Source organism: Pragia fontium (assembly GCF_900638655.1).
Taxonomy (GTDB): Bacteria; Pseudomonadota; Gammaproteobacteria; order Enterobacterales; family Enterobacteriaceae; genus Pragia; species Pragia fontium.
Window position 1 is genome coordinate 3,285,067 of sequence record NZ_LR134531.1, and the last position, 17,343, is coordinate 3,302,409.

Genomic DNA, 17,343 nt, shown 5'->3' on the forward strand with positions numbered 1-17,343 from the left:
TGCTAATCGTGTGTTTTTCTTTCTATCAAGGCCACTTTATTCTTGATATATGACATGGCCATATTGAAAAAAAACATCCAGCATAAGCCAGTACAAAAAACCAACTTTAAAGACAAATTCAATATAAATATTCTTTAACCAATATTATTATTTAACGATAACATCCAACTAGCCAACCCGATACGAAGTGCAACATAATCAAAAATAAAAAAATATAAAAAAACATTCTAATAAAATCAAAAAGTAATACTAAAAAGGTCTAAATAACGCACTATCATTCTTTTTTAGATTATTCCACTGCGCTTATATTTGTTAGATAATACCCATGACAACTATTAGATAAAGTTATAGTGTAATTTTTAGATGCTAATAATGAAAAGGAGGCCATTAACATAGATCTTGCTTAAGTTGGGGTGTCCTATGAGTTGGATGGTAGATGCGTTCGCAACCTATCTCTACGGTATGAAAGTCATCGCTATTGCACTGGCCATTGCCATGCTGATTAGCGGAATCGATGATTTATTCATTGATATTATTTACTGGTTTCGTCGTATAAAACGCGCCTTCACCGTCTATCGCCGCCATAAGCATATGGATTATCGTGAACTGTATAAGCCTGATGAAAAAGCATTGGCGATTATGGTTCCCGCCTGGAATGAAACCGGGGTCATTGGCCATATGGCTGAGCTTGCCGCCACTACCCTAGACTACGAAAACTACCATATCTTTGTCGGTACCTACCCTAACGATCCGGATACCCAACGCGATGTTGATGAAGTCTGCGTCCGCTTTCCCAACGTACATAAAGTGATTTGTGCTCGCCCGGGTCCAACCAGCAAAGCCGACTGTCTCAACAATATATTGGATGCCATTACCCAATTTGAACGTAGCGCTAATTTCACCTTCTCCGGCTTTATTCTGCACGATGCTGAAGACGTTATCTCACCGATGGAACTCCGCTTATTCAACTATCTGGTCGATCGTAAGGACTTAATTCAAATACCAGTTTATCCATTCGAACGGAAATGGACCCACTTTACCAGCATGTCATACATTGATGAATTTGCTGAACTACACGGTAAAGATGTGCCGGTACGCGAAGCCATAGCTGGACAGGTTCCCAGCGCCGGAGTCGGTACTTGCTTTAGCCGCCGCGCCATCATGGCCCTGTTAGCAGACGGTGACGGTATCGCTTTCGATGTACAAAGCTTAACTGAAGATTACGACATCGGCTTCCGCCTAAAGGCCAAAGGCATGACCGAGATTTTTGTGCGTTTTCCAGTCATACCGGACGACTACGACAGCAGGAAAAAGGCATTTTTACAGCGCACCCGCTCCGCTAACGTTATTTGCGTGCGTGAATATTTCCCCGATACCTTTAGCACCGCAGTACGTCAAAAATCACGCTGGATTATTGGTATTGTTTTTCAGGGGTTTAAAACCCATAAATGGAGCAGCAGCCTGACGCTGAACTACTTTCTGTGGCGCGATCGCAAAGGTGCCATCAGTAACTTTCTTAGCTTCACCGCCATGATTGTGATGATCCAGCTGGTATTGTTGCTGATCTATCAACGCCTTTGGCCTGATGCTTGGCAGTTCCTGTCTATTTTCAGCGGTAGCCAATGGCTGACCACGCTGCTGTGGCTCAACTTAGGGCTAATGATCAACCGTATTTTCCAACGGGTGATTTTCGTCACCGTTTATTATGGATTAAAGCAGGGACTGTTATCGATCCTGCGCCTGTTCTGGGGCAACCTGATTAACTTTACCGCCAACTGGCGGGCGCTAAAACAGGTGATTCAGCATGGGGATCCGCGTCGGGTTGCCTGGGATAAAACCACCCACGATTTCCCCAGCGTTACTGGCAATAACCGCGCGTTAAAACCGCTGGGACAAATTTTAATTGAGCAAGGTGCCATTAACCAAACCCAGCTTCAGGATGCGCTGATTCATCGCATGCCCGGCCTGCGTCTGGGAGGTACCCTAATCTATCGCCAAGTGATTACTGCCCAGCAGTTGGCTGCCGCATTGGCCGAACAAAGCGGCGTGAGTGCCGAATCTATCGATGCCTGGCAGATCCCCGAAGCGCTGATTAAGCTGATGCCAGACTCTGTCGCCCTGCACTATGCGGTATTGCCGCTGCGAATTGAGGACGGCACCCTGATACTGGCTAGCGAATCCGCTATCGATCCGGTTTCGCTGGCGGCGCTGGGGCGTAAAATGGACAAGCCAGTACGCTATATTATTGCCCCTCGCGGTCAAGTGGTGGTCGGCCTACGCCATTGGTATGCCCGTAAACGCCAAAATGATGAACGCTCCCTGCTGCAAAAAGCGGTTCAACGCCGTTGGCTCTCGGCGGAACAGGCAGAGATCATTTGGTCAAACTTCGTTCCACGTCAGCTGCTGTTCGCTGAAATCCTGATCTCTCTGGGTGATATTGATATGGCCGCCATGAATTCGCTGCTATTGCGCTATGAACGCAGCGATTTAGCGCTGGGAGAGTTTCTGGTTGAACAAGGCGTGATAAGTGCTGAGACACTGAATTACGCTCTCGAATTACAGCATCAGTTGCAGGTCTCGATGCCGACTCTGCTACAGCAGGCCGGAATCAGTGAAGAACAACTGCAACAGTTGGAACGGGAGAACGCCTGATATGTTAACCACACCACGAGTTAGCCACCTTACCCTACTGAGCCTACTGCTGACGACCGCGTTGGTTAGCCTACCAGTACAGGCCAATGAGCATCAACAAGCGACTCAAACCGATCTCGGCCTTAGCGATTATCACCGCTTTATTATTTTCCCGCATTTTGAAAAAGCCCTAAGAGCCCAAAAGAATAATGATGAAAAAACGGCGCTGTCTGAGTTTGAATATATGCATCAGCAGTTTCCCGACAATATTGCCATTACCTTGTATCTAAGCGAATCCTATCGCCATTTTGGTCATCATGATAAAGCACTCCAGTTACTGCGCCAGCAGTTGAAAAAAGCGCCAAACAATACACAGCTACAAAGCGCCTATGCGGCAATTCCCGTTGAGATAACACCGATTAACAATCTCGAGGAGTTACTGGCTCAGGAACGTCAATGTCATAGCCAGCCCGATCCCCTGTGCCGTAGTCGAATCGGACAAAGTGCCCTCAATCTGGCTAAATTAGACATTGCCGCTCGCCAGCTAACCGGCAGTTTCGCTGATTCTCCGCAGGGAACGACATTACGGGAAGCCATTCTCCAGCGAGCGGTTTATCTAAAGCAGTGGCAATACGCTGACGAGATGTTGATGCAACTACACCAGCAGCACACACTGAGCGCACAACAGGCTCAACAATGGTTTGATATTCTGCTTGCCGCCCAACGAGACGATCGCTTGTTGGCGCTCCAGTCTCAGGGGTTAATCAACTCGCCAGAACAGCAGATTGGCTACGCCAATAGCCTTATTGCCCGCAACGAAACCGCTAAACTACAAAACTATCTGGCCAACCGCCATCCATCGTTTGCTAACGCGGCACAGGAGAAAAGCTGGCTGTATCTGCTCACTCGCTACAGTAAAAATCCGGCACAATCGCTAAGCCAATTTAAGGCGCAATTTCCGCAAAATCAGCATTATCAAAACGGCTTTGAACTGGCGGATGCGCTAAAGGCTAAAGATTACGCCACCGCCCAGCGGTTGTTGGCTACTTTGCCAGAAAATGAGTGGTTGGAAGAGCGCTTTACCGTCAGCCTTGCTCAGGGCAACACAACGCAAAGCCGTCAATTGGCACAGCGGTTATCCGCTCAGCAACCAAAAAACATGGCCTTGTTGGATAGGCTCAGCTATCAACTCATGCGGGCTGGTCAGAACAAGACCGCCGCCCAACTCTTGCTATCATCCTATCCGTTTTCAGCGTCTACGATTGCCAGCCAAAACCTGAACACTCGCTTATTTGGCTTATTGACTCGGTACCCTGAGCTAACCAGCCCAGAACAAATAGCCAAACTAAGTCGCCCATTGTCTACTCCATCCCAACGGGAAATTCAGGCCGCATGGCTCGCGCCAAATGGGCAATGTGCCGATATTCAGCGACTGCTCGGGGATATGTCCACCAGCTATAGCGCCAATAGTTGGAATTTACTGGCAAACTGTTATCAGAAAACGCTGCCGGGTCTGGCGCTGTATGCCTATCAGCAAAGCGCTCAGCGTCAACCCAGCACCAACGCCCTACGCGCTGTAGCCTATCAAGCTTATCAAACCGAGGATTATGCAACGGCGGTGCGCACATGGGCCGATCTCAGCCCAGCAACGCTAAGCGACCAAGATATTATGGCTGCGGCCAACTCAGCACAGGCAGCCGGTAACCAAACCGCATTGCAAAGTTGGTTAGCTCAGGCCCAAAGCCGAAACCTCACCCACAGTGAAGCTTACTGGTGGTTACACGCTCAGCGCTTTATACCTAACGATCCTGATGCTGCGCTGGCGGATCTGAATCGGGCAAACCATATTCAGCCCAGCGCGCGGGTCTATGCGGCACGGGCAAATATCTATCGCCAACGAGGGGAATATGCGCAGGCCATCACCGAACTGCAACAGGCGCTGAAGTTAGAACCGAATAACAGTGATATCCAAGCTAACCTTGGCTATACGCTATGGGATAACGGCGATGTCGCACCGGCGCGCGAAATGTTGCAACAAGCTAATCAAACAACACCGGACGATCCAGCCTTATTAAAACAGCTGACATACGTTAATCAGCGACTGGCGGATATTCCGCAAACTCGGCATTACGCTGAACGAGTCATTGACGATATCGATAATGCCAGTGCATTACAGCCGATGAACGAACAAACGAACCAACAACGATTCAACTTCCGTCGATTACATGAAGACGTATCCCGGCGCTGGACCTTTAACTTTGATACGGTACTGGGTCTGCGTTCTGGCGCCGTCAATTCCGCCAACAATAACGTGGGTGGTCAGCCCGGCCAAAGCTATCGTAGCTTTGGTCAACTGGAAGCCGAATACCGTATTGGTTCTAATATGTTACTGGAGGGAGATCAGCTCTCCGCCTATAGCCGCGTATTTACCGGCACCGGTACCAGCGGAGTATTTATTCCCAGCAAAGATCCCATGTGGGGCACCGGTATCCGCTGGAAGCCGCTGTCCAGTCAGGTATTTTTTCTGGCGCTAGAACAGCAAATCCCTCTCGATCGCCACCATGGTGAATCCGATGTCATGATCCGTGCCAGTAGCTCATTCTTAAATAGCGGGAAATTCAGCGATGCGTGGCACCCAAACGGCAACGGCTGGCTGGCACAAAATCTCTATCTGGATGCTGCCCACTATATACGGCAAGACAACCAGGCCTATACCGCCGACTACCGCATCAGTTGGCATCAGAAAATTGCCGCCAATCAAACCATTGAGCCTTATAGCCATGTTCAATATAACGGATTTAACGGTGATAGCTTTCAGGGTGCACAGTTAGCCGGCATCGGGGTACGCTGGAATATCTGGACCGGGGAAAGCCATTATGATGCCTGGCAACATAGAATGAGTATCGGTCTGGAATATCAAAATACCTTTAAGGGTATCAACCAGCATATTGGTGAAAGAAACAGTGCCTTTATCACTCTGGGAGTTCATTGGTAATGTTAAACCTATATCGCATATTCATGATCGGCCTGATGCTGGTCGCTCCCGGCGCTTTCGCCATTAACGGCGTTATTTATCAACCACAGCTGCGGGACAGGCAAAGCGATCCAGCCCAGTGGCAAGCCCTGATGACTAAACTCCATCAACAGCAGATAGATACGTTGGTGGTGCAGTGGACCCGTTATGGTGATGCCTTTCAATCTCCGCAGGAGCAGCAGTGGTTACAGCAACGGCTGTTAACCGCTCATCAGTCCGGGCTGAGGCTGATTATCGGTCTTAACGCCGATCCGGACTTCTTTAGCCGCCAGAACCAACCACCAGCGGCGCTGGAGAACTATCTGAACAGGCTACGCAATCAGGATGTTCAGCAGGCTAAAGTCTGGCAACGGTTACTGGGCAGCCATCGTATCGATGGCTGGTATATCAGTGCAGAAATCGATGATCTCAATTGGCGCAGCGAAGCCAAGCAGGCTCAGGCTGAACAATGGCTACAGAGCACTCGACGCCAGCTTAACCAACTCGATGATAAGCCGGTATATGTCAGCAGCTTTTTCGCCGGCAATATATCACCGCAAGGCTATCAACAATGGATAAGCCGGTTAGCGGCAAGCGGTATGCAAGTCTGGGTACAGGATGGTGCCGGCGTCGCGAAACTCTCGCCTAATGAACGGAAACTCTATCTCAATCCCTTGGTCGAATGCACGAATCCATCACCAGCAGCGGGAATAGTGAATGAGGTTTTTCGCCAGTTACCGGGAGACACCTTTAAGGCTCAACCCATCACGGATAAACAGCTCAAACAGCTGCTTACACAGCCTCAACGCTGCGCGAAAGATCGGCTGTTATTCTCGCTACGCTATCTACCCCAGGCTCAGGGTGTATTGGATTACCGCTAGAATCGCAAAATATCAGGGGGCTAAATCCATGGGTTTAGCCCTCACCACAACCAAGCTTAAGCCACTAACTCAGCACCATCTCCAGCGCTTTTACCGGGCAAACAAACGCACATTCGGCGCAGCCATCACACGCCTCGGTTAATATCTGCGGCGAAAGTCCACTTTGCCAGCGAATCGCGTTTTTACTACAGCGCTCAACGCAGCTATCGCAGTACATATAGCTATTCTGACAGGCATGATTTAGCGTCGGACGAGCATGAATATTAAAGGTATTTTTTTGCAGTACGCCGATTGGGCAGGCCTGAATACAGGCTTCACAGCGGGTGCAGTAATTCGCCAGAAAATCGATCTCCGGCCGTTGTTCATTTAATACAATCAGCGACTCAGGACAGGCGGATACGCATTCGCCACAGCCGGTACAGGCCTGACGAAATAGTACTTCAGCTACCGCGCCGGGAGGACGAATCACTTCGGCTTTGATGTTATCTTCGTGCTGAATCTCTGGCGTGACTTGCGCTCCCTTTAACAAGCCACGAAACAGCCCCCGTCGGCTGACGGTTCGATGTTCCATATAGGCTTTATAGAAACGCTCATCTTTCATTACAGATATAAGTCCGTTGGTTTCTCATTTAAATCAAGCTGCTGCTGCAACGTTTGCAAATAGATATCTGCAATTTGTGCCAACAAAGGATAAAACCGCTGGCCGCTGTCATATTGGCTAACTAACTGCAAATAACGTCCGGCCCACGGCAGGATATATTGACTCAACAGCTCTATCGCTGCCTGAGATTTATCCGACTCTAGCAGGTAGGCAAAGGCCATCAGCATCAAACCAAACTGGTCATCCGGCTCTGGATTTTCCGTATCGGTTACCACACCATTGCTCAACAGAAACTCGCGATAGCGTTGAGTTGACTCCCCCATCAGCAGGTTGTCCTGCTCCAAATAAACCGAACTCCATGGCGGAGCAGGCATTTCCCCCTGCCCTTCAAACAACACCGAATAGTCATAATCCAGTAATGCCAGATCAACCTGTGATATTTGCTCTGCATGCTGGCGAATCAGTGCCGGCTGCGGCCATGGAAACAGATCGGCCAACTCGGATAAAGCGCCCGTTAACTGACTAAAGCTGTTTGAATAAGGAGGATAATAAAAACAGGCGCCGATAATTCGGGGAATGGTGGTATTCAGTAGCGTCACGGTAAAGCCTCTCAAAATATATCAGAACTGACTGACCAGAAAACCCGGCCAGTCAGATACGGCCTATCTTCACATAGTTCAAGTTACAAATTGAAGTATGGCGGAGATTACATCGGTATTGCCCACAAGTTATAGAAGGCAATACGCGCAGACAGCTCACCAATCACCACGGCACCGGCGCATAACGCCAGCAGTGCGGAGGATCCCTCGCGCTTAACCAGTGCCACCACTGCCATCAACAGCCCCACGGCCAGACAGAAGGTCTGTACTGCCCAGAACAGGGTTTGCTGAGAAGAAAGCATTGGGTCGGTATGACTGACAAAGTCGATATAGTCAGGCTTAGCAATCAGGCTGATCACCACGCCAATCGACAGCGCAATCGCACCAGTTTTACGTACCCCAGCCAGCACCGCACAGGCACCGCCGCCAACTAACACCGTTAGCCACATTTGTAGCGAAGTATGCAGGCTATCCCAGCTTGCCACGGTTTTCAGTTGGTAAACCTGAATAATTGACCAAACAAATACCAGACCAACCAGAATCGCCGCGACGTTACATACCCGCGCAAAACCGCTATGTTTTTTCAGGTAAGAGAAGAAAATAGTGCCGCAAACCAGCGCAAAGAAAGCGCCGCACAACACAATTTCATTACTCATTGGCGAGCGGCCTAATCCGGCCAGCATATTCGGTGCCCGGAAAATCTGCCCTAAATGGAGAATACCAATAGCCAGACCGACTGCCATCAGCACAAACGCCAGCAGATTAGCGCGCTTCAGCTGCTCCCCATCGCTCAGTTTTAGCTGATAGCTAATAAAGGCCAGCAGGAAGATGCCGACGGCGCTTTGTCCTAAAACGGTAAAAAATACCAGTGGTAATTCATGCATCTTACACCTCCGCCGGATTCTGAATATAGCCGGATGTATCACCGTTTGGTTTGGCATCTTGATGCGCCTTAATCACCAAACTCGGCTTAGTTAATGACGGATCGGGCAATGGCGCTACACCATCTTCATGACCATACTTCTCACGCAGTAAACCAATTTCATCAAAGTCCAACGCTCGCTGCGGACAAGACTCAACGCAAACCGGCTTCTGTCCCTGAGCCACACGCGCATAGCAACCATCACACTTGGTCATCACTTGCTTAGTGGCATCAAACTGCGGAGCACCATAAGGGCAGCGCATTTCGCAGTAACGACAGCCAACGCAGATGTCCTGATTCACCACCACTAAACCATCTTCTGCTCGCTTATGCATGGCTCCGGTCGGGCAACCAGCGACGCAGGTGGGTTCCGCACAATGGTTACAGGCGATAGACAAATAATAGCTGAACACGTTTTGGGTCCAGACATTACCTTGCTTCGCCCAGGTACCGCCGCCGTACTCATACACCCGACGTAATTTTGGCCCCAGCTGTAGGTCTTTTTCATCCTTACAGCTAATCTGGCAGGTCTTACAACCGGTGCATTTGGAGCTATCTACATAAAAACCATACTGTTTCATCACTATCTCCTTATGCAGGTTGTACTTCAACCAGGTTAGTGTGTTGCGGGTTGCCTTTCGCCAGTGGAGAAGGACGCTGAGTCGTCAGGGTATTGATACACCCGCCGACATCCACACCTTCAGCATTGGTATTGCGCCACGCCCCCTGCGGTACACCAATAACGCCGGGTAAAATACGGGCAGTCACTCTAACTGGAATGCGAATACGACCGCGATCGTTAAAGATCTCCGCCATATCCCCCTGCTTCAGGCCTCGAACCTGTGCATCAACCGGATTCATCCACACCATATGCGGTACAGCTTCACGCAGCATCGGTACCGAGTAGTAAGTTGAGTGGGTATGCCCCTTATCGTGGAAACCGATCATTTGTAGCGGATAGGTCTTTTTCTTCTCGCTATCCTGCACCCCTTCAAACGATGGGCAATATTCAGCTACCGCCGGAATACGATCCCCTTCGGCCAAATCCCAGGTCGCGCCAATCGTCGCCAGCGCCTCAGAGTAAATCTCAATTTTACCTGACGGCGTTTTGAGTGGATTAGCCTGCGGATCGTCACGGAACGCTTTCAACGCAATGTGCTTACTGCTGTCCGCCAGCACCCGATCGATAATGCCTTTATCGTTGGTGTCGGCAAACGTCGGCAGAGCGGGGTTCTTCTCACGCATCTTGTTATAGCAATACTCGATCCACTGCTCATGAGTGCGGCCTTCGGTAAACTTATCACCGATGCCCAGTTTCTCAGCCACTTCAGCCAGCACATCATAAGACTGACGGCACTCCCATAACGGCTCAATGGTATTTTGCATACGTACAAAGTAGTGATAAGCACCGCTGGCGTAAGAGTTATCAATTAAATCGTTAGACTCTACGCTGGTCACATCAGGCAACAGCAGGTCGGCATATTTCGCCGTAGCGGTCATATGGTTTTCCCATACCAAAATAAACTCACATAGCGATTCATCCTGCAAAATCGTATGGGTTTTATTGGTATCAGAATGCTGATTCATTAACACATTACTGGCATAGTTCCATAAGAACTTAATGTTGGTTTCTAGCTTATCTTTCCCCTTCACGTGAGCGTTTTTCGCAGTCATTTCCGTGCCACGGGTAATGGCATCAGTCCACATAAAGCAAGGGATAACCGTTTTCACCGGATTCGGCAGGCTAAAGCCTTGAACCGCGTATTTAACGTTACCGCCCCACCCGCCAGTGTTGGTGCCCGGGCGCCCAATCTGACCAGTCATCAGTGGAACCATCATCACCGCACGAGCAGCCTGTTCACCGTTGGCCGTACGCTGTAGCCCCCAGCCTTGAGAAATCCAAGCCGCTTTTGCCGTGGCGATTTCACGCGCCAACTGCATAATGCGATCCGCTGAAATACCGGTAATCTCACTGGCCCACTCGGGAGTTTTCGCGGTATTGTCCGGGCCATTACCCAGCAGATAATCTTTATAGGACGCGTTTCTCGGTGCTGAATCCGGCAGCGTAGACTCGTCCCAACCGACACAATACTGCTTAAGAAAATCTTCATTGGTCAGGTTTTCTTTGATCAGCGTATAGCCAATGGCGGCGACTAGTGCACCGTCAGTTCCCGGATAAATCGGGATCCATTCGGCATCCAGCGTGGTAACGCTATCGGTGCGGCGCGGATCGATAATAATTACCCGAGCTTTACTCTGCTTAAGGGCATTCAGGGTTTCATAAAATTGACCACCGCCTGACATCCGCGTTTCCGCCAGGTTATGACCAAACATCACCACCAAATCGGAGTTTTTGATCTCCGACAGCAAGCTTTCAGGCGCGCCGCCGTACACGTAAGGGAAAACGGTATTAATCTGAGCGGTGGAATAGGTGCCATGCTGCTCCAGGAAACCACCGTATAAATTCAGCAAGCGTTTACAGGCATTACGTCCCTGTAAGTTAGCACCGGTCGAACCGGAGCCATATTGATAATAGATCGCCTCATTACCGTATTTCTCAACGGTATATTTCAGCTTCTCGGCCAGAATGGTTGTAGCTTCATCCCAACTGATACGTTTGAATTTACCTTCGCCGCGCTTGCCGGTACGCAGCATCGGATACTTAACTCGATCCGGATTGTAGGTTTTCCAGCGTACTGAGCGCCCGCGTAAGCAAGGACGAATTTGGTGTTCACCGAATGTTGAGTCGTCATAGATTGACTCATTAGCAATCTTGGTAATGACTCCATCTTTAACGTGCACTTTAAGTGGGCAACGGCTACCGCAGTTAACCAGACAGGCACTGTATTTAATGGTTTCCGCAGAAGAAGAGTCAGACGTTGGTGTTGCGCTGGCAGTAAACGGTAGCGTAATTGAACTCGCCACCGCCACTGCTCCCGTCGCTGCTACAGAAGTTTGAAGAAACTCCCGTCGTGTCACCTCGCCAAGGTGAGATACTTTTTTAGTGTGCATCGACATTACCCTCGTGGTAATAACAATAAGAAATATAAAAGATTTTTATTTATTATGCTTACTGATATTACAATTAACTCCGCATACCCTTACTGATCTATATCAACGGCATTTCGCAAAATTCGAGAATGGCATCTTATTTGTTAAATCCATGCCCAAAGTATCACTGCACGTAGTCAGACAATAAATTAACAAGCTGAATAATATGAAATTTATTTTTATGCTAAATAAATCTGATGACGTCTAATTATTGGTATTTATGGCGAAGGGAACAGAAGCTGATTAAAAATCAAGCCAATGGATAACCGGAGAATAATCGGCGTCAATCACCTAACCGTTTGGGATGACCACACAGAGACTACCGCGCTATTTATCAGCACCTAAAATAGTGCTATTTTTGAACAACGGCAGCCATTGCTCAGAGAACCATCATGCCTCTACTCGAACAGCTTATTGAAGGTATTCAGCGCAAAAAAGAGGATATCTTTTTACAATACGGTCGAATTCCGTCGGACAAACTGCTGCTGGTGATGCGGAAAGACGATATGCATGAATTGTTTAAAATGCGCTACAACAATAAAAATGCGCCCCACATCACGCTCACTGCGGGCTATATGCTGAAAGTGATGGATATCAAGATCATCACGGCACCGGAAGAAGTGCTCAAGGGCAAGCTCTTTCACCTGACCATGATTACCTGAGAAATTTACCACTACGCGGAAAAATCAAATCCCAAAGTGTTGCTATTTCCCCTGCCAATAACCGGGAATATTGACAGCTATATTGAAAAACTAATTCATGCGATCCTTATAAGTGAGCTAACCTTAAGAAGAAGGATTGTAGGCGGCTCAGGACTTCACCATCTACAGGGATACTATTATGGTCAACATGCTTAACCTTATTGCTAATATCCTTAGCGTTATTAGTATATTAATCATTTCTTATGGCGCACTGATTGCGATCATCAACTTTCTACGGGGTGAGATAAAACGTAATGCTTCGCCCCTTAACGCACTCACTACCGTTCGCACCACATTAGGTTCCTACCTGCTACTCGGTCTGGAAATACTGATTGCCGCTGATATCTTAAAAACCATTCTGGAGCCAAGCTACAGAGAACTGATCGTTTTAGGTTCTGTTGTGCTGATTCGTACTGTTCTGTCCTTTTTCCTGAATCGGGAAATCAGCGAGCTATCTGCCCGATCGGAAGCGGTAAATAAAGTCACCACGCCGGAGATCGTGATTATAGATAATATCGTTAAAGATGAGATAAAGCCGGAAGAAGAGAAAGCGGATAAATAGCCATGATTTTATCATGTTAAGTTTAATGACCGAGCAAAGGCGCTAAGAACAGCGCCTTTGCTCCGAGTTCAGGTCGGTTATGCTTAAACTACTGAGGGCGAGATCCCATCACTTCTCGCGCCAACTTAACCACAATCAGCGCCAGACCAATTACCCCAACAATCAATAACCCCCACAGTAGCCATTTTTGCCACTGACTGGCCTGCTCCGCCGATGACATCGCCGTCAAACGCTGTTCTCCCCCCAAGACCATCACCGATCCAACGTGAGCCCTTGGCAAATCATTCAATCCGCTTTTTGGTATAGCGCTTGCCGGAATCAACTGTTCAATCGACATTGTCGCCGCTGGTGCCTGATGCGATCCCCAGGCTAGTAAATAAGGCGAACTCCCCTGAGCATTAAAGATCACATCGATCTGATTGCGGGTTCCCGTCATGGTCGGCGGTTGTTCGCCCCAGTTGCCGTTAATCGCCTTAATGCGTATCCCCTGCACTAGCTTTTGATTTAATGACAGCGGCTCAGAAACCCGATATCCAGTTTCACCATCAAGCTGATACACCACCGTATTCATCAACCAATGCCACTGGTCATCATGACTGGTACGATACTCAATGCTAATCGGCAACACCGTATTTTTCTGTTCAGGAACAATCGATAGTGTCGTCAGCGGCTGTGGACGATCCAAAACGTATTCCACTTCGATTTTCGATACCGCTTTGGCGTTGAAAGGTAAATCAACCGTCTCAGTCCGCTGGTCGCGAATAATAGCAATACTGTTGGCTTTAGTGATTATCGGCGCAGATGACTGACCATCGCTATTAATCACCAGCAACCAATAACGAGCTCGTTTGCTATTGTAGTTATCATCAATATCGATATGGTTGAGCAATAATCGATCGCTGCCGGAAGCCAGATCCATCAGCGGAGCGTTATCCGCCTGTTTATGCCAGCTTTTTAAATCACGGCTGCTAAATACCGTCACGTGGGCTTGCCAATTATGTTTCGACTGTGCCCAGTTCAGAACAATCTGGTTGAGGTTCTGATTTTCCTGTTCTCCTTCTACCTGTAGCAGATAAGAAGTGGCTAATTCACTCTTCTCATCCTGAGAAATCTTAATCTCCACACCGTCAGCTGACTTTAGAGTAATTCTTTCCCCTTGATAGCTGCCATCTGGCTTATCCACGCTCATTTTCAGCGGGAAAATCCGTAATGGACTCTCCCGCATTTCAACGCTGGATTGTTCAACCGGCGATAGCGAAAACGTCACAGCCTGCCCCGAGCTGTTAAACACCCGCATATCACTCAGATCGGGTTTGACGCTTTCGCGATAAACCTCTTCCGGCAGCGTTACGCGGTAAAAAGGAAAAGCCTCCGTCGTTTCCAGCTCTGCCCCATGATAAAAATCCTGCGGCGTCAGCTCAGGTGATTCTGCGTAAACCGGTGATAGGCTGAACAGGCATAATATCCCCAGCGCCACGCCCGAATTAAACGTTGAATTTTTTATATCCTTTAACCACATCATGCCTTTGACTCCTGCTCAATCGACGGCCGGGGAGGAAGAGGCGAAACGTATCCCACCACTAATAACAATATCGCGACCCCAATAAACGCGATAGCCCGGGCCAGACCGCCACCCTGAGCACTATCGACCAAAAATAGTTTAACAATCACCACACCTAACACTGCTGCCCCCGTAAACCAAAGCGTTCTACGAGCGATGCGAGTTGAATAAATCATACAGACCAGCGCAATCAGCGTCCAAACAATGGCAAACGTCGCCTGAATCAATCTTGATGCCCACAAACTATTAAGCCACCATGGCACATCGGCATAATAGGCCAGCGCTCGTAGTAGCATACCGTTCAACCACCATGCGGCTATTGCCCAAATAATCCAATGCACTAACACATCAAATTGCGGGGCAAACTGTCCCATCAGTGACGAAGTACGACGCAACCAAACGGCCAGCATCAATATGCCAAAAATCGCCGCTTCTTCTAACGGATTCACCAACGGAACATAGGTCCAATTGACCATCTGTCCATCCATCATATTGCCGGTCAATAGCATAATCATCATCGATAAAACCAAAGGAATACATCCCAACCAATAAACGTCACCATGCGTTTTTATTGGCCAAGCCTGACGGCGCTCTGCTATCCACAACAGCAGAATAACCAGCGACAGACTGCACATAAACAGGTAGAAGCGCCACTCGCTCATTCCCCATGACAACTCACTAATACGCCAGAGGATTTCACTACCAGCCAATATCAATACCAGCCAGAACAACAGCAAATGAGCACCTTTCTCCAATATCATTGGTAACAGTTTTGACGCATCCTTGAACAGTAAAAAAGCGGCAGAGACAATCACCGACAACCAGCTCAGGTTCCACCATCCCATTTCCAAAGGATGCGAACTACCCTGCAATTGGATTAACAAAATAAAACTGGCTACCGGCCATAATAGCCACACGGTTTGCTTCAGTTCCCGCCAGTCTAAGCGCTGTCCGGCTTGACGCCATATCCACACCGAGAGACTCCAGCCGAGCAGCGATAGCAGCACAGGTTGCAAATCGTAGGTACGCATATAGAAATAAGCCGGCATCTCCGCTAACCACCAGCCCCAAACCGCAATACCGACCATCAGCATACCCAGGCTTAATACCTGCCACGGGCTGTGTTGTGGTTTGTAATGGCGCCACAGCGCACCTGCGCTAATAAAGCACAGGAAAACCACCGGCAGTACCAATACCAGCGAGATCCCCCAGAGATAATCGGTATAGGCAACCAGTTGAGACCCCAGAGCCAGCACCAACAATGCGCTACCGCTCCAGCTTAAACGACGCTGGTTCTGTAGCAGACCAAACCATAGAATCCCCAAGCCTTCCAGTGACCATGCCAGCGCGGTCCATTGGGCTGACAGGGCTAACGGAATCGCCAACGTGACGAAACAGCCACCCAGCGCCAAATAGCCTGTAGCAATGCGCTTGCCATCCTGCGGGAATCGTCGCAGCGTACCCCAAGTAATCACCAAATAGATCAGCCCAAAACCCAGCGCGGAGAAGGCGGGGCCAAATGCCCAATGGGAGGTTATGGCATACTGCATAGCAAAGCCAATCAGCGGTGGGCCAAACAACAATGTGCCGTCGATAGCCATATGCTGTTGAATACGATTTTTTACCGCAAACAGTTCGGCCAACAGACTAAATAGAATCAGATTAGCCAGTAAAAATAGCTGGCAAGAGAGGTAATATTCAGGGCGGTAATATTCCATTCCCCAAATTGTTGCCACACCGAATGTAAACACAAATCCCAGCAGGTTTAACACCCGCCACGATTGCCAAACAGCAATGACTAAAATACCGCTGGAAATCAGCAGATAATAAGAGAATAAACCGACATGATTCGCACTGCCGGTTGATAATAGAATTGGTGATAAATACCCACCAATACTGGCCAACATCGCCAAGCTTAGCGCTCGCTGTAATACCGCCAAGCCAACGCTGGCAGCGCAGATGAGCAGCATCAGGCCAAAAGCAAACATATGTGGCAATAGCAGATAGAGCCTGAACGCGGCAAATACCGTGATATACAGCGCACCAACGGCACCACCCTGTAATATCAATCCGTACAGCGGCTGCTTATGGCGTAAACGCCAACCCAGTCCTAAGAGCACAATACTGATTAACGCTGCACTGGCTAAACGCAATTCAATCGGGAACATATCTCGATCGATGGTATATTTCATCAGATAGGCTAAGCCGAAAAACAGCAGCAGGATGCCTAACTTAGCAACGGGATTCTCTTTAAAGAACCAATGAATCAACCCTGAGAACAGATCGTTATCGGTACTTTTCGCTACCGGGGTTGAAGGTGTCACGACCTTGTTCGACGCAGCTTTAACCTCATCGTTGCTGCTATCGGCAGCAGGCGTAAAGGATTCTTGCGGGGCTGTAGTTTGAGCGGTGCTGGTCTGAGGAACAGGCTCACTCACCGTCGGTGCAATGCTGGAAGAGATAACCTCAGCTTCAAACTGTGGCTGAGGAATAGAATAGGCATTAGCCGCCCTTTCTGGCGGTGGAGCCACCAGTTCTTCAGTCACTAAGGCTTCAATCGGTGCCGGAGCTAACGGCTCAGCGGCCTCATCCTTATACTGTGCATTCGCCAGTTTCTTCTGCAGTTCCTCAACCTGCTGCTTGAGCTGAGAAATCGCATATTTAGCTTGATTGCTACGACTCAATGCCACCAATGCAATAATCGGTGCCGCAATTATCGCAACAAGAATAAGAAACCCAAATGCTATCAATCCATCCATATCTATTCATCCTGAATAAAGGTTAGACCAGTTTTACAGGAATCCCAGATATCGTCTACAAA

12 protein-coding genes are annotated in these 17,343 nt (G+C 48.7%); 5 read left to right on the plus strand and 7 right to left on the minus strand.

Features of this window, described 5'->3' with window-relative positions; translation table 11 throughout:
• Nucleotides 1-420 precede the first annotated feature (420 nt).
• From nfrB to EL341_RS14240, 3 genes are read left to right on the plus strand one after another with little or no spacing between them, the layout of a single operon-like run.
• Complete coding sequence (gene nfrB, locus EL341_RS14230; RefSeq protein WP_126468088.1) at nt 421-2,652, plus strand: cyclic di-3',5'-guanylate-activated glycosyltransferase NfrB; 2,232 nt, start codon at nt 421-423, stop codon at nt 2,650-2,652.
• Between the two features lies 1 nt (nt 2,653).
• Nucleotides 2,654-5,626, plus strand: a complete 2,973-nt coding sequence (locus EL341_RS14235; protein WP_126468090.1) for an NfrA family protein — start codon at nt 2,654-2,656, stop codon at nt 5,624-5,626.
• Nucleotides 5,626-6,525, plus strand: coding sequence for a DUF4434 family protein (locus tag EL341_RS14240; RefSeq protein WP_232036565.1), 900 nt, complete (start codon nt 5,626-5,628; stop codon nt 6,523-6,525). The genes EL341_RS14235 and EL341_RS14240 overlap by 1 nt, the downstream gene beginning before the upstream one ends.
• Before the next feature lie 64 nt (nt 6,526-6,589).
• Here EL341_RS14240 and EL341_RS14245 read toward each other — a convergent pair whose 3' ends face one another.
• From EL341_RS14245 to EL341_RS14265, 5 genes are all read right to left on the minus strand, one after another.
• A complete protein-coding gene (locus EL341_RS14245; protein WP_074821695.1) occupies nt 6,590-7,126 on the minus strand; it encodes a 4Fe-4S binding protein in 537 nt (178 codons plus the stop codon).
• On the minus strand, nt 7,126-7,725 hold the full coding sequence (locus EL341_RS14250; RefSeq protein ID WP_126468092.1) for a TorD/DmsD family molecular chaperone: 600 nt from the start codon (nt 7,723-7,725) through the stop codon (nt 7,126-7,128). Before EL341_RS14250 ends, EL341_RS14245 begins: the two co-directional genes overlap by 1 nt.
• A gap of 107 nt (nt 7,726-7,832) precedes the next feature.
• Nucleotides 7,833-8,609, minus strand: coding sequence for a dimethyl sulfoxide reductase anchor subunit family protein (locus EL341_RS14255; protein ID WP_114987047.1), 777 nt, complete (start codon nt 8,607-8,609; stop codon nt 7,833-7,835).
• Between the two features lies 1 nt (nt 8,610).
• The gene (locus EL341_RS14260; RefSeq protein ID WP_047781932.1) at nt 8,611-9,228 is read right to left on the minus strand and encodes a DMSO/selenate family reductase complex B subunit; all 618 of its coding nucleotides are present in this window, start codon (nt 9,226-9,228) and stop codon (nt 8,611-8,613) included.
• A 10-nt stretch (nt 9,229-9,238) separates the two neighbouring features.
• Nucleotides 9,239-11,659 (minus strand): DMSO/selenate family reductase complex A subunit, encoded by a 2,421-nt coding sequence (locus EL341_RS14265; RefSeq protein ID WP_047781933.1) that lies wholly within the window; start codon nt 11,657-11,659, stop codon nt 9,239-9,241.
• Nucleotides 11,660-12,090: 431 nt separating this feature from the next.
• Here EL341_RS14265 and EL341_RS14270 point away from each other — a divergent pair, with 431 nt between their 5' ends.
• Complete coding sequence (locus EL341_RS14270) at nt 12,091-12,360, plus strand: hypothetical protein (protein ID WP_047781934.1); 270 nt, start codon at nt 12,091-12,093, stop codon at nt 12,358-12,360.
• Nucleotides 12,361-12,538: 178 nt separating this feature from the next.
• A complete protein-coding gene (locus tag EL341_RS14275; RefSeq protein ID WP_197723507.1) occupies nt 12,539-12,961 on the plus strand; it encodes a DUF1622 domain-containing protein in 423 nt (140 codons plus the stop codon).
• A gap of 88 nt (nt 12,962-13,049) precedes the next feature.
• Here EL341_RS14275 and EL341_RS14280 read toward each other — a convergent pair whose 3' ends face one another.
• Entirely contained in the window at nt 13,050-14,483 is a 1,434-nt protein-coding gene (locus EL341_RS14280) for a DUF3999 domain-containing protein (protein ID WP_114987049.1), read from the minus strand.
• Complete coding sequence (locus EL341_RS14285) at nt 14,480-17,281, minus strand: DUF2339 domain-containing protein (protein WP_126468094.1); 2,802 nt, start codon at nt 17,279-17,281, stop codon at nt 14,480-14,482. Before EL341_RS14285 ends, EL341_RS14280 begins: the two co-directional genes overlap by 4 nt.
• Nucleotides 17,282-17,343: the final 62 nt, after the last annotated feature.

Coding starts and splice junctions, on each gene's coding strand:
- EL341_RS14270 (WP_047781934.1), top strand. CDS start 12,091: ATGCCTCTACTCGAACAGCTTATTGAAGGTATTCAGCGCAAAAAAGAG.
- EL341_RS14280 (WP_114987049.1), bottom strand. CDS start 14,483: ATGATGTGGTTAAAGGATATAAAAAATTCAACGTTTAATTCGGGCGTG.
- EL341_RS14240 (WP_232036565.1), top strand. CDS start 5,626: ATGTTAAACCTATATCGCATATTCATGATCGGCCTGATGCTGGTCGCT.
- EL341_RS14275 (WP_197723507.1), top strand. CDS start 12,539: ATGGTCAACATGCTTAACCTTATTGCTAATATCCTTAGCGTTATTAGT.
- EL341_RS14235 (WP_126468090.1), top strand. CDS start 2,654: ATGTTAACCACACCACGAGTTAGCCACCTTACCCTACTGAGCCTACTG.
- EL341_RS14260 (WP_047781932.1), bottom strand. CDS start 9,228: ATGAAACAGTATGGTTTTTATGTAGATAGCTCCAAATGCACCGGTTGT.
- nfrB (WP_126468088.1), top strand. CDS start 421: ATGAGTTGGATGGTAGATGCGTTCGCAACCTATCTCTACGGTATGAAA.
- EL341_RS14265 (WP_047781933.1), bottom strand. CDS start 11,659: ATGCACACTAAAAAAGTATCTCACCTTGGCGAGGTGACACGACGGGAG.
- EL341_RS14285 (WP_126468094.1), bottom strand. CDS start 17,281: ATGGATGGATTGATAGCATTTGGGTTTCTTATTCTTGTTGCGATAATT.
- EL341_RS14255 (WP_114987047.1), bottom strand. CDS start 8,609: ATGCATGAATTACCACTGGTATTTTTTACCGTTTTAGGACAAAGCGCC.
- EL341_RS14245 (WP_074821695.1), bottom strand. CDS start 7,126: ATGAAAGATGAGCGTTTCTATAAAGCCTATATGGAACATCGAACCGTC.